The organism is Pseudomonas sp. LAMO17WK12:I1 (assembly GCF_900177315.1).
Classification (GTDB): domain Bacteria; phylum Pseudomonadota; class Gammaproteobacteria; order Pseudomonadales; family Pseudomonadaceae; genus Aquipseudomonas; species Aquipseudomonas marginalis.
This window is the reverse complement of sequence record NZ_FWZV01000002.1, coordinates 326,162-339,400: the sequence shown is the minus strand read 5'-3', so window position 1 is coordinate 339,400 and position 13,239 is coordinate 326,162. Positions and strand designations below refer to the sequence as shown.

Below are 13,239 nucleotides of genomic sequence, written 5' to 3'. Positions count from 1 at the left end.
AAAACACTCCAGCGCGGCCGCGATGGCTCGCAGCACTTAATAGCGGTAGGTGAAATACAGTTCCAGCGCACTGAACATCTGGTCGTTACCGAACACCTGTTTGGCGGCGGCCAGTGGCTTGACCCAGTTGTAGGACAGGGACGTATAGAACGACGGCGTGGGTGTCCAGTCGAGGAAAACCACACTTTCGTCAGCAAAGCGCCGATCGCTGACCGGTGCGCCCATGTAGTTTTTCTCGTCCAGCCAGAACTGGTAGTGAATCGCGCCGAGGGTCAGGGTGTCGTTGAGGTGGGTCTTGAGGGAGAACTGCTGGACGTTTTCGTTGCTGTTGAACAGCAGGTAGTTGCCGACCACATCCCCGACCAGCCAGGTGCTCCAGTCAACGAAGCCCTTGCTCAGTGAATCCCAGGCTTTCTGGCGGTTGTCGGTGAGGTTGTCGTCGCCGGAAAAGCTCGCGTAGCGATAGCCGAGGATCGGTGTCAGCGGCACGGTGCTGAAGGCGTAGTCGGCCTGGGCGTACCAGGCGTTGGCATCGTAGTCGACACCCTCGCCGCTGCCGCGCTCCAGCGCGTACTCGGCATTCAGGGTCAGCGCCTGGACGCCGGGCACCTTGGCGTTGAGCGCCCTGACGTTGTACACCTGCATCCCGTCCCGACGGCGCGGCAGCGTGCTGCCTTTGGGGCCAAGGGCATTGACCTTCATGGCCATGGCACCGAGCGTCACCTGGTCATCGAGGTTGTAGTCGAGGTTGACGCCGGTCATGCGGAAATCGCCCAGGTCATCATCGGTGCGCAGGGTGAATACCTGGGACTTCAGCGCGCCATGGTCCCAGGCCAGGATCGCTGAATCCTTGAAGGCGGTTCGCGGGCCGAGCCAGTAGGCGCCGTCTTTGTACTGGTCGAGGTTACCGTCCATGACGATGAACCCCGTACCGATCATGTAGTTCTGGCGGCCGGCGGTGAACTTCCACTCGCCGGCGCGAAAACCGCCGTAGAGTTCTTCGGCTGCGACCTTGCCGTCGGAGCTGCGGGTGAAGCCTCCCGCATCGCCATCGCCGAAGGTGCTCGCCGCCACCAGGGAACCGCCGGCCAGCAGGCTGAAATCCGGTTGCAACGCATACTCGAGCTTGACCCCCGGCTTTACGTAGACCTCTTGCCAGTTGATGCGGGCGCCGCCGTTCTTGCCGCTGCGTGCATCGACCTGGCCGCTGCCGAAGTTGACGCCACGGGTAAACAGCGTCGCCCCGCCCACGGTAAGATTGACTTCACCCTTGAGATCGCCGTCCTCAAAGGTGTAGCCCGCCAACGCGACGTGGGTGGTCAAGGGTAAGCCGAGCGCTAACAGCGCTCGAGAGAAACGCTTGGTGAAAACCATAAGAAGCTCCTGTGGAATTATTGTTGTTACAGGGCAGTCAATGGCGACGCAGGGCGCCGCCAACACCTGGGCAAGCCAGGTGAATAGAACGCAAGACTCTTATTGTTTGGCGTGGATCAGCGACTCAGGTGGGCGGCGATCGCGCGCAGCATGCGCACGCTGTCGGTATCGAACGGGCTGACCGCATCGGTGAGTGACGATTGCTTGACGATCACCACACCCGACGGCTTGTCGATGAACAGGTATTGGCCGTGGATCCCTCCGGCCATCAGGGCTTGGCTGTGGTCGTTGAACACGTACCACTGGCTGCGATAGGACGCACCCGGCGTCCAGCTGGAGAACTCGGCATTTTGCGCGTAGATCGCCGGATCAGAACCGGCGGCGATACGCGCTACGGTCTCGGGCGACAACAGCTCGACCCCGTCCTGGCGACCGTCGTTGGCGAGCAGGCGACCGAAGCGCGCCATGTCTCTCAAGGTGGCACTGAAGCCCGCCCCGGCAACGTTACGGCCCCAGGGATCGGCCATGAAATAACCGTCGCGCTCGCAGCCCAAGCGCCCCCAGATCTGTTCCAGCATCTGACTGCACGCCTGGCCCGAGGCCCGTTCCATGACCCATGCCAGGACTTCGGTGGTGGCGGTCACGTAATGGAAAAAGCCGCCGTGTGCGCCACGTTTTTTCAGTGACGGCAGGTATTGGTACAGCGATTCAAACTGGGCGTATGGCGCCGGTGCCGGCTGGAAACCGCAGGCATAACCGTACTGCGAACTCTCGGAGGCGGGATCGTCATACACCTCGTTGTAGTCGATGCCCACGGCCATATCGAACAACTGGCGCACGGTGGCATCGCCAAACGCACTGCCCACCAGCTCAGGCACGTAGTACGCGGCAGACAGCTCGGGCTTGAGCAGGCCGTTGGAAACCAGTTGTTCGCCGAGGGTGCCGATCAGCGACTTGGTCACCGAGAACATGATGTGCCGGTCATCCGCGCGCTGGCCGTTGAAGTAGCGCTCGAACAACACCGTGTCGCCCTGCATCACCAAAAAGGCGTCGGTCTGGCTGGCAACAAGGTGTTCGATCACGCTGATGCTGAGCCCGCATTCGCTGTCAAAACACAGTTGGTCCAGCGCTGTGGGCGCTTCCTTGAGCTGAGCGGCAGGCCTTGAACCCGCCGCCACATCAATCGTGGGACGCAACCGCGCCAGATGACGGAACCCCCACTGGCTGAAGGGCGCGCGCATCCAGTTGTGCCACGTTACTCGGTGTTTCGGCTCGGCCGGGAAGCCCTGCATCAGGACAGGAGCCACGCGCGCTGCCGGTGACGATTCATTGGCCTCGACGTAAAGAGTCGCCAGTACAGACGGGGTTTTAACACTCATCGGGATAACCCTGAAGATGACTCTGCATGAGAGCAGATGCACAGGAATAATTATCCGATATTTTATTTTAGTCAATAAAACTTTTTACTCGCTAACCTTGAAATCAGTTGTACGACAACGCAATTCCATATGATAGGATTTCTCATGCAGCGGACGTTCGATTCGCTGCACCAGTGGCAAGGACGTCCGCTCGAGAAACGCGCATGCCTGTGCGCGTTTAAACACTCAAGTTAATCAAGGATCTGATTACTCATGACAAAACCCTCAACCTTCACTGCCTCCAAACTGGCCAGTGCCGTTATCGGTGCCCTGCTGTTTTCCAGCGTTCCTGCGCATGCCGCGGACATCTGGCTGGATTCGGCCACCACCGGTTGGGCCACTCAGAACGGCGGCACCAAGGGCGGCTCGCGAGCTGCGGCGAATAATATCTACACGGCAAAAAACGCGGCTGAGCTGAAAACCGCACTGAGCGCTTCGGTGGGCACCAACGGCCGTATCATCAAAATCACCGGCATCATCGATATCAGCGAAGGCAAGGCTTATACGACGACTGCTGATATGAAGGTACGCGGTCGCCTGGATATTCCTGGCAAAACCACCATCGTCGGTACCACCAGCAATGCCGAGATCCGTGAGGGTTTCTTCTATGCCAAGGAAAACGACGTCATCATCCGCAACATCACCATCGAAAACCCGTGGGATCCCGAGCCGAAGTGGGACCCCACGGACGGCAGCGCCGGCAACTGGAACTCGGAATACGATGGCCTGACCATCGAGGGCGCCAACAACGTGTGGGTCGATCACGTGACCTTCACCGATGGCCGCCGTACCGATGACCAGAACGGCAGTGCCAACGGCCGTCCGAAGCAGCATCACGACGGCGCGCTGGATGTTAAAAACGGCGCCAACTACGTGACCATCTCGTACTCGGCGTTCAAGTCGCACGAGAAGAACAACCTGATCGGTTCCAGCGACAGCCGCACCACCGATGACGGCAAGCTCAAGGTCACCATCCACAACAGCCTGTTTGAGAATATCTCTGCCCGTGCGCCGCGCGTGCGTTTCGGCCAGGTGCATCTGTACAACAACTACCATGTGGGCAGCACCAGCCATAAGGTGTACCCGTTCTCGTACGCTCACGGTGTGGGCAAGAACTCGAAGATCTTCTCCGAGCGTAACGCCTTTGAGATCGCCGGTATCAGCGGTTGCGACAAGATCGCCGGCGACTACGGTGGCAGCGTCTACCGCGACACCGGCTCGACCCTCAACGGCAGCGCATTGAGCTGCTCGTGGAGTTCGAGCATCGGCTGGACCCCACCGTACAGCTACACTCCGCTGGCTGCCGATAAGGTCGCCGCCGACGTCAAGGCCAAGGCCGGCGCCGGTAAGCTCTAAGCAGCACTGTCATCTGTGAAATGAAAAGCCCTCGGTGACGAGGGCTTTTTTGTGCAGCTATTGCACCAGTTGGTTGATCTCGATGATCGGCAACAGCACCGCCATCACGATCACCAGCACCACCGCGCCCATCACCACGATCATCAGTGGCTCCAGCAGTGCGGTCATGCCCATCGCCCGGCGCTCGATATCGCGGGACAGTGTCTGCGCGGCGCGATCGAGCATAGGCGGCAGCGAGCCGGTCTTTTCGCCGCTGGCTATCAGGTGGATCAGCAGGGGCGGAAATACTTTTTCCGCCGCCAGCGCCGTGGCCAGGCTGACGCCTTCGCGCACCTTGGCAGTGGCGTCGTTGACGCACTGGCTCAGGCAGTCGTTGGACAAGGTCTGGCGTGCCGCTTCCAGTGCACGCAACAGCGGCACCCCGGCGCCGCCGAGAATCGCCAGGGTCGAGGCAAACCGTGCGGTATTGAGCCCGAGTACAAAACGCCCGATCAGCGGCAGGCGCAACACGCGACGATGCCAACCCAGACGCGCCAGCGGGTTGCGCAGGTACACACGCCAGCCCCAGAAACCCGCGATCAAAGCACTGAGGCACAGCCAACCCCAACCGCGAATGAAATCACTGGCATTGAGCATCGCCAATGTCAGCCCGGGCAAGTCCTGGCGCGCCTGGGAAAACGCACTGACCACCTGGGGCACCACGTAGCTGAGCAGGAAGATCACGATGGCGATCGAGACCAGCCCTACCACTCCAGGATAGATAAACGCGGTGAGGATTTTACTGCGCAGGTTATTGCGTTCTTCGATGTAGTCGGCCAACCGCTCCATCACCTGGGCGAGGTCGCCGGACTCCTCTCCCGCCGCAATCAGCGCGCGGTAGATCTCCGGAAAGTCCCGTGGCCGCGCGGCCAAGGCATCCGCCAGGCGCATGCCGCTGCGTACATCAGCACGCACCGCACTCAGGGCCTGGACGATGTGTTTGCGCTCGGCTTGTTCCACCGTGGCACTCAACGCGGCCTCCAGTGGCAGGCTGGCGCTGAGCAGGCTCGCCAGTTGCCGCGTGGCCCAGGCCAGGTCGTTGTCCGACAGCTTGGCGCTGAACAGGCCCGCGCCAGCCCCCGAGGCCGTATTTTGCTCAAGGTGCACCGACAAGGCCGTCAAGCCACGCCGGCGCAGAATCCCGAACGCCTCGCGCTGACTGTCGGCTTCCAGGTGTCCGCTCTCGATCTTGCCCATGGCGTCGGCGGCTTCGAAACGGTAGCGATTCATCAGGCGTCCCGTGTCACGCGGAGCACTTCTTCGGGTGCCGTCACGCCGCTGTTGACCCAGCGTTCGCCATCCTCACGCATGCTGCACATACCGGCGCTGCGAGCTGCGGCCCTGAGCGCCTGCTCACCGGCGCCCTGGTGAATCAGCGCGCGAATCGCGTCGTCAATGCAGAACAGTTCATGAATGCCGGTGCGACCGCTATAGCCGGTGTGGTTACACGCCAAACACCCCAGTGGACGCCAGGTGCCCGGGCTGGCCGGGTCTTCTTCCTTGCATTGCGGGCAGAGACGACGCACAAGGCGTTGCGCCAGAACCCCAAGCATTGAAGACGCCAGCAAAAACGGCTCGACGCCCATGTCCAGCAGGCGATTGACGGCGGATACCGCGTCGTTGGTGTGCAACGTAGCGAGTACCAAATGCCCGGTGAGCGAGGCCTGCACCGCGATTTGCGCGGTCTCCAGGTCGCGGATTTCACCGATCATGATGATGTCCGGGTCCTGGCGCAGGATCGCCCGCAGGGCCAGGCCGAAAGTCATATCGATCTTGGCGTTGACCTGGATCTGGCTGATGCCCGGCAGGTCGTATTCCACCGGGTCCTCCACGGTGAGGATATTGCTGGTGCTCGCATCCAGCCGCGCCAGCGCGGCGTACAGGCTGGTGGTCTTGCCGCTGCCCGTAGGCCCGGTGACCAGCACGATGCCATGGGGCTGGCGGATCAAGGTGTCGAGGCGCGCCAGCAGCTGCGGCTCCATGCCCAGGGTCTCCAGTTGCAGCCGCCCGGCCTGCTTGTCGAGCAAGCGCATCACCACCCGTTCGCCATGCCCGGTGGGCACGGTCGACACACGAATATCAATCGGCCGCCCGGCCACGCGCAGGGCGATACGACCGTCCTGGGGCAAGCGTTTTTCGGCGATGTCGAGCTGGGCCATGATCTTGATCCGCGACACCAGCGCACCATGCAGCGCCTTGCGCGGCGACACCACATCCCGCAGGGTGCCGTCGACGCGGTAGCGCACCACGGAGTGGGTTTCATAGGGCTCGATATGGATATCACTGGCCTCGTCCCGCGCGGCCTGGGTGAGCAAGGCGTTGATCATACGGATCACCGGCGCGCCGTCCTGGGTGTCGAGCAGGTCGGTGATCTCGGGCATGTCCTGCATCAGGCGGTCGAGGTCGACCTCGTTTTCCGCCGCGCCCACCACGGCGGCGGCGCTGCCCGTATCGGCATAAGCGCTGGCGAGGAGGCCGTCGAGTTCATCGTCGCGTACCTGCTCGAGGTGGGCCTGGCCGAACTGGCGCCGTACTTCGCTGATGGACCAACCGGGGGTGGAGGGGCAGACGGTGAGCAGCATGCCGTCGTCGCCCGGACGCAGGAGGATGCGTTGGGATTTGGCCCAGGCGTAGGGCAGCAGGCTCATACCCCTCTCCCACAGGAATACAGATTTGGTCCTGCGTAGAGCAGGCTCACGGTCGTGCACCTACAGGCACCGCCCGAATCACCGCCCTCGGCCCCTGCTGCTGCCCGCCCGGAATCCCCTTCTCCACCACCGGCAACTGCGGCGCCTGCACATCCGGCATCGCCCAGCTGTGTTCCGGCTGGGAATGGCCCTGGGCACGGCGCATGTAGTCATAGCGGTTTAGGGTGATCGCGCGTCCGGCACCACTGTCGCGGATGATATACGGGCGCAGGAACACCATCAGGTTGGTCTTGGTGACCGCCCGGCGCTCATTGCGAAACAGCACACCCAGCCCCGGAATGCTCGACAGCCACGGCACGGCTTCATTGCTCTGGCTGTAACCGTCCTGGAGCAGGCCGCCGAGGACCATGATCTGCCCGTCGTCGAGCAAAATACTGGTGTCGATCGCGCGCTTGTTGGTGACGATGCCGGCCGACGCGGCGCTGCTGGACGCGCGCTCATCGATGCTGCTGACTTCCTGGTAAATATCGAGTTTGACCGTGCCACCCTCGGAGATTTGTGGGCGCACATTCAGCTTCAAGCCGACCTCTTCACGGGTGACCGTCTGGAACGGATTATTGCTGGTACCGCCGCCACCGGTCACGTAGCTGCCACTGACAAACGGAATAGTCTGGCCCACAAAAATACTGGCCGCCTCGTTATCCAGGGTCAGCAGGTTCGGCGTCGACAGGACGTTGCTGCCGCCTTTGCTTTTAAGCGCGCGGGCCAACACCTTGAGGTCCATGACCTTGCCAATGCCGGGCACATCCACGGTACCGTTGATGAAGCCGAGGCTGAGCCCGCCGGGCAGCACGTCAACGCTGGTCTTGCCATTCAGGTTGAACCCCGCGCCGCCCAGGTTAGTCCCGCCAATCACGCCTTTGCCGGCCAGGTCGCCACTCTGCCACTGCACGCCGAACTCATTGGCATCGTCCTCGCCGACTTCAACGATAAGGCTTTCAATCACCACTTGGGCGCGGCGCTGGTCGAGCATGTCGATGACTTCACGCAGGTTGCGGTACAGCGGCTCCGGGGCAGAAATCAGCAAGGTGTTGGTGGTCGAGTCGGCCTGGAGGGTCACGCCACCGGCGGTGAAGGCGACGTTTTGCTCACTCGTTTGCCCGCCGGGCTGGCTGCTCGAGCTGCCGGTCGTCTGCGCCGACTCATTGGCGCTGGTGGTACTGCCTTGGCCACTGCCCTGCCCGGTCTGGCTGCCGGAGATATTGGCACCCATTGTGCTGAGGGCCGACCGCGCATTGTCACCGCCACCGCTGTCGCTTTCACCGGTCAGCAAACCGCGTAACGACTGCGCCAGTTTCGCGGCCTGGGCGTTGCGCAGGTACACCACGTGCAAATTGCTTGGGTTGGCTTGGGCGTTATCCAGCTTGTAGATCAGGTTACGCGCCAACTCGGTCCGCTCCGGGCTGCCGGCACGAATCACGATCGCGTTGGAGCGCGGGTCGCCCACCACCGTGATTTTCTGCGTCGGATCGCTGCCCGGCTGCTCCAGCAGTTGCGAGACCATCTCGGCGATATCCACGGCGATCCCGTTTTGAACCTGCACCACGTCGGTGTCGATGGCGCTCGGGGTATCGATACCGTCGATAAGCTGCGCCACCCGCGCCAGGTTCTCGGCGTAGTCGGTGACAACGATGGTGTTGTTGCCCGGATAGGCGTTGATCGGGTTGTTCGGCGAAACGATCGGGCGCAGCACCGGGATCAGGTTCACCGCGTTTTCGTATTGCAGGCGGAAGGTGCGCGTGAGCATGCCGCTGCCGCCCGGCTTGTCAGCACTGTAGATCGGCCCGCCGAGCAGCTTGGCATCGGCCTCGGGCACCACGTGCGCGATACCTCCCACATCCACCACGCTGAAGCCCTGCATGCGCAGTGCCGCCAGCAGCATGTCGTAGGCCTGATGCGCCGGCACCTGCCCTTCGGAAACCAGCGTGAGGGAGCCCTTGACGCGCGGGTCGACCAGGAACTGCTGCCCCGTCGCACGGGACAACGCCCGCACCACGGCTTGAATGTCGGCTTCGACGAAATTCAGCGTGACCGGTTGATCGCCCAAGGGTTTGTTCGGCGCCACGCCGCTGTGATCGGCACCGCCGCCACGTGCGGGGTGGGTAACCTTGTGCAAGGGCCGCGACTGCCGTTCGATTTGCACTTGCGCACGCTGCCGGTCTACCAGGGCATCGCCGCTGCGCTGGGTGGTGGCCAGGGGCAGGCCGAGCTCACTGTCCTGGGGTAAATCCGCCGTGGGCTGCGCGCTGCACGCACTCAGTGCGAGCAACAGAAACGGCGCAGCCGTGCGTACATAATGGGAACCTGACCACTTCATGATGCTTCCTTAGCGCCGTGCATCCGATCCATACGGACGGTTCCTGTGAGAGTGCCTGCCGTGTTGTCGGCCGAGGCTTCGCTGGCGCGTTGCAAACGGGCCTCCACCACGTCCAGCGAAAATTGCCTGGGGTCACTCAATAACCAGCCGAGCACCGCATCGGCGGGGGCCGCGTCCAGTGTCAGTTGCCAGGACAGATCCTGGGCCTGCAACCGGTAGTGTCCCGCCAGTCCGGCGGCGTCGAGGGATTGCCGCAATGAGTGCTCAAGGTCCAGCCCGACAGGCGTGGTGACCTCGCGAAGCAACAGCGCCAGTGCCTGGCTCTGGGCGCGCAGCTTCGGGGTTTCGGCTTGCCAATAGTCAATGTTCTTGAGCGCCGGCTGGATCAGCGACAGCCAGACCAACAGGCTGGCGAGAAACACCGCCGCACCGCTGAGCATGGTTTTTTCCCGCGGGGCCAGCGCTTTCCAGCGCCCTTTGAAGGCCATCAGCCGCGGATTATTCATCGTCGTTTTCCACGCTGGAATCACCCTCTCCCGACGCGGGTTCGGCCAGCGCGCTCAGCGTCCAGATACGCTCGTTGCGGTGGGCGGAAAGGCCCGCCTGGCTCAGCGCAGCCTGTACAGCGCCGTCGGCAGCGGGAGTGGCTTCGGCGGTCATCTGCAGCTGCAACTGGCGCTCGCTGAAGGTCAGCTGCTGGACGCTGCCAGCCATGAACGGCAGCGCCATGGCGGCTTGCTGCACCAGGTAAGCAAAGTCGTGATTGAGCTGCGCGGGCCCGCCCCCTTGCCGGATCGCCAACTGCTGGCGGGCCTGTTGCAGAGGGTTGAGAATCACCGGCAGCTCGGGAAATGCGTGCTTCACGCGCTGGCTCATCTGCTGCTTGAGCTGCTGCCCTTGCGCAACCTCGCGGGCGGCGTAAAGGTTGAGCCCGGCCACCCAGACACCCACGGCCAACGCACAACAGCCCAACGCCCGCCCCCAACCGGCCGCCGGTACAGTGCGCCGGCCGACCCCGGCGTGCAATCCCCAGCCAGGGGCAGCGCCGTTCCAGCGCTGGTGGTCCACGGGCCACAGCACACTTTCGCCGCTGGCGGCGAGCGCTTCCAGACGGTCCTCAACCAACGGTTCCACCGCCCCATGGGCGAGGCTGAAACGCAGCAGCAACTGGCCCTCTACCACACACCCATTGACCTGCCCGGCCGCTGGCACGGCTAAGCGGTAAGGCGCCGGATACAGGCCGCCCAGCTTCAATCCGTGCAGGCCAAGCAACTGACCGAGGCGATCCAGTACAGCCTTGGGCAGCCAGCTCAGGTGCACCTGTCCATCGGTATCGCGAGCGCTGTGCGCCACATGCATCTGCTCGCTGGGCCCCAGGATCAACGCCTGCGCAGCGCAGGTAACGGCCGCATCGATACGGGACGCTGACAGCGGCGGTAGCTCGATGCGAGTAAGTACCGTGTCCATGGGGTGAAGGAAACACTCGACGGCCTGAGACTTGACCCGTTGTCCCAGCTGGCCAAGGGTGCTGATGCCGGTATGGCTGACGTGCCCCTTGCGGTCCAGTTGCGCGAACTCAAGCTCGGTGTCCGACGTCAAGGACTCCAGCGGCGGCAAGGCAAGGCGCAGGCGCGTCATACGCCCAGTCTCGACCAGATCACCCTGGGCATTGCGTCTTCCGGACGATGCAGCAGCGCAGCCAGGTGCACACGGCGCTGATTGCGGCGGGCCTGCCCCTGGAGCAGGAACCACTCACTGGTGATCCCAACGTTGAGGTGATCCACGTTCAAGTTGGGCAATCGCGCACGGTTAACGAAGTCGCCGCGATTGATAAACCACTGGCCGCGATCGCGCTCGGCGACCAACGCCTTGGCCTGCGCCCAGGACAAACCCGGCACCACCGCGGCCAGCACCTCAGCGCTGGCCGTATTGCCGTTGACCCAGGTGTTGACCGGAAGAATGCTGACGTAACGCTCGAGCCGCGCCAGGACCCGCTCATTGAGGCCTTCGATACCGCGTAATTGATCAAGACTGCGCAGCATCGGCTGGGTGGCGGGTAATGGCGGGGGCGGCTGCCCCACTGTTGAGGCAACCGGCCTATGTGGGTAGGCTGCAATCACGCGTTGGCTGATGCGCTGCGCCAGGCGGGCCTCGACACCGATCATCTCGCACAACCGCTCAAAGCTGCGCATCTGCCCGAGATCAACAGACTCTTGGGCGATTAAATTGCGCAGGTTGAACTTGCCTTGCAGGTCCTCAAGGCGGCCTTCGAATTCGCCGTCCTGAGCGGTGTTGATCGGCCGGGCCCATGGCTGGTCAAGCCGCGTCAGCACATCCTGCTCGCGGGCGTCCCGGAGCAATCGTCGGCTGACTTCCAGGCCGCCCAGCAGTGATGCACTGCCCTGCACTCGCGCCTGCTCGGCCTCAAGCGAACGGGTAAAAACGCTCTGGCGGGTGAGCATGCCGGCGGCGAACACAGCGACCACCGCCGCGATCAGCATCGCGCTGATAATCGCCATGCCGCGCTGTTTCGCCCCGGTGGGCGAGTGTGATTTCATGGCCGCGCTTAGAGCTGCCAGGATCCGATATCGGCATTCACACCGTCGCCATCAGGCTGTCCGTCGGCACCGAGGGAGAAGATGTCGACTTCGCCGTTCGCGCCGGGATTCAAGTAATGGTAAGGACGGCCCCAGGGGTCGTTGGGCAGGCGCTCCAGGTAAGAACGCCAGTTGGTATTTTTTGCATCTGCCGGGCGCTCGACCAGTACCTTGAGGCCCTGGTTCATGTTGGGATAGGTGCCGTGGTCGAGGCGATAAAGCTTGAGCGCCTGCATCAGGCCGGCGACGTCCTGCTTGGCCGCAATCGCCCTGGCCTGGTCCGGACGGTCCAGCACTTTAGGCACGACAATCGCCGCCAGAATGCCGAGGATGACCACCACCACCATGATCTCGATCAGCGTGAACCCTTGCTGAGCGTGGCGGGCGCGAGGCCCATATTTGATGCGCGCGAAATCCATATCCACCATCCTTGGCTCGATCCTAATTCGGCGCGCAGTGTAACAAAACTAACTATCTGGATAGCAAAAATAATTGGCCTCTGCCCGCGGCTCCCTGAGTGCTACTCTACGGCGTGTTTTTACGCCAAGAGTGACCCATGGAGCTGTCGCGCAAGGAGCAGGGTTTTACATTGATCGAGGTGCTCGTGGCCTTGGCGATCATTGCCGTGGCGATGGCGGCGGCGGTCCGCGTTGCAGGCTTGATGACCCAGAGCAATGGGTTGCTGCGCGACCGCTCGATGGCGCTGCTGTCGGCCCAGGGCAGGCTCGCCGAACTGCGCCTGGAGGGACGCCTGCCCAGGGGGCACAAAGCGTTTGACTGTGATCAGGGCCGCTTGCTGTTGCGTTGCGAACAGAGCATCGCACCGAGCGCCGATGGACGCCTGATGCGCGTCACCCTGCTGGTGTCGGAGCGCAAGCGCGAGGCGCCGCCGCTGGCGCGGGTGGAAACGCTGCTCAACCCGCCGAAGGCAACGCCCCAATGAGCGTTCAGGGTCGGGTCAAGCGCGGTAGCACCACCGAGTCCGGCAGCGTGCTGACCTTGATGCGGGTGTGCTGCGTGCCCCGCTCAATCACTACTGCATCGCCCTCGATCGCCGCCAGGCGCACACCCTGGGCCAATGACTCGCCCACCCGAAAACTGCGCGGCGGCCCCTCGTTCAGGCTCAGGATCGCCACCGCCCCGCGCGCGCCGGCCATCAGGCCGGAGACCTTGATGTCCACCACCGCCGGCTGGTTGGAAAACCACTGCAACGCAGGGGTATCCGGGCGAGCGGCCAAAACCGGCGGCTCGACCGGCGGCACCTGGGACTCGGCCGATGTCAGCAACACGGAGGACCAGACCAGCACCCCCGCGAGCGCCGTGGCCAATGCCACTGCCTGCACCACTCGCGGCGCGGTCAAACGAAAAATAGCGACCAAGACAAAACCTCCTTGTTGTCCTGCCGGGCAGTCTACAGGAGAGACCCACGA

General features: G+C 63.0%; 12 protein-coding genes. 2 read left to right on the top strand and 10 right to left on the bottom strand.

What is annotated here, in order from left to right:
- Window positions 1–36: 36 nt before the first annotated feature.
- Together B9N88_RS04190 and B9N88_RS04185 are read right to left on the bottom strand one after the other, a co-directional pair.
- A complete protein-coding gene (locus B9N88_RS04190) occupies window positions 37–1,374 on the bottom strand; it encodes an alginate export family protein (RefSeq protein ID WP_027603451.1) in 1,338 nt (445 codons plus the stop codon).
- 116 nt (window positions 1,375–1,490) lie between these two features.
- A complete protein-coding gene (locus B9N88_RS04185) occupies window positions 1,491–2,753 on the bottom strand; it encodes a serine hydrolase domain-containing protein (RefSeq protein WP_027603450.1) in 1,263 nt (420 codons plus the stop codon).
- 252 nt (window positions 2,754–3,005) lie between these two features.
- Here B9N88_RS04185 and B9N88_RS04180 point away from each other — a divergent pair, with 252 nt between their 5' ends.
- Window positions 3,006–4,148 carry a pectate lyase family protein gene (locus B9N88_RS04180; protein ID WP_027603449.1) on the top strand — a complete coding sequence of 381 codons (1,143 nt, stop codon included), beginning with the start codon at window positions 3,006–3,008 and terminating at the stop codon, window positions 4,146–4,148.
- 57 nt (window positions 4,149–4,205) lie between these two features.
- Here the strand turns inward: B9N88_RS04180 and gspF are convergent, their stop codons facing one another.
- The 7 genes from gspF to gspG are packed head-to-tail and all read right to left on the bottom strand — an operon-like array spanning window position 4,206 to window position 12,228.
- On the bottom strand, window positions 4,206–5,417 hold the full coding sequence (gene gspF, locus B9N88_RS04175) for a type II secretion system inner membrane protein GspF (RefSeq protein ID WP_027603448.1): 1,212 nt from the start codon (window positions 5,415–5,417) through the stop codon (window positions 4,206–4,208).
- Window positions 5,417–6,835: a type II secretion system ATPase GspE gene (gene gspE / locus B9N88_RS04170; protein WP_027603447.1), complete on the bottom strand. Its 1,419-nt coding sequence runs from the start codon at window positions 6,833–6,835 to the stop codon at window positions 5,417–5,419. Before gspE ends, gspF begins: the two co-directional genes overlap by 1 nt.
- A gap of 46 nt (window positions 6,836–6,881) precedes the next feature.
- A complete protein-coding gene (gene gspD, locus B9N88_RS04165; protein WP_027603446.1) occupies window positions 6,882–9,212 on the bottom strand; it encodes a type II secretion system secretin GspD in 2,331 nt (776 codons plus the stop codon).
- A complete protein-coding gene (gene gspM / locus B9N88_RS04160) occupies window positions 9,209–9,718 on the bottom strand; it encodes a type II secretion system protein GspM (RefSeq protein ID WP_027603445.1) in 510 nt (169 codons plus the stop codon). The genes gspD and gspM overlap by 4 nt, the downstream gene beginning before the upstream one ends.
- Window positions 9,711–10,850: a type II secretion system protein GspL gene (gene gspL, locus B9N88_RS04155; RefSeq protein ID WP_027603444.1), complete on the bottom strand. Its 1,140-nt coding sequence runs from the start codon at window positions 10,848–10,850 to the stop codon at window positions 9,711–9,713. Before gspL ends, gspM begins: the two co-directional genes overlap by 8 nt.
- Window positions 10,847–11,770 carry a type II secretion system minor pseudopilin GspK gene (gene gspK / locus B9N88_RS04150; RefSeq protein ID WP_027603443.1) on the bottom strand — a complete coding sequence of 308 codons (924 nt, stop codon included), beginning with the start codon at window positions 11,768–11,770 and terminating at the stop codon, window positions 10,847–10,849. The genes gspL and gspK overlap by 4 nt, the downstream gene beginning before the upstream one ends.
- 8 nt (window positions 11,771–11,778) lie before the next feature.
- Window positions 11,779–12,228, bottom strand: coding sequence for a type II secretion system major pseudopilin GspG (gene gspG, locus B9N88_RS04145; protein WP_027603442.1), 450 nt, complete (start codon window positions 12,226–12,228; stop codon window positions 11,779–11,781).
- Window positions 12,229–12,365: 137 nt separating this feature from the next.
- Here gspG and gspI point away from each other — a divergent pair, with 137 nt between their 5' ends.
- The gene (gene gspI / locus B9N88_RS04140; protein WP_027603441.1) at window positions 12,366–12,752 is read left to right on the top strand and encodes a type II secretion system minor pseudopilin GspI; all 387 of its coding nucleotides are present in this window, start codon (window positions 12,366–12,368) and stop codon (window positions 12,750–12,752) included.
- 4 nt (window positions 12,753–12,756) lie between these two features.
- On the opposite strand, the gene B9N88_RS04135 is transcribed toward gspI, so the two are convergent.
- Complete coding sequence (locus B9N88_RS04135; protein WP_027603440.1) at window positions 12,757–13,188, bottom strand: type II secretion system protein N; 432 nt, start codon at window positions 13,186–13,188, stop codon at window positions 12,757–12,759.
- Between the last annotated feature and the right edge of the window lie 51 nt (window positions 13,189–13,239).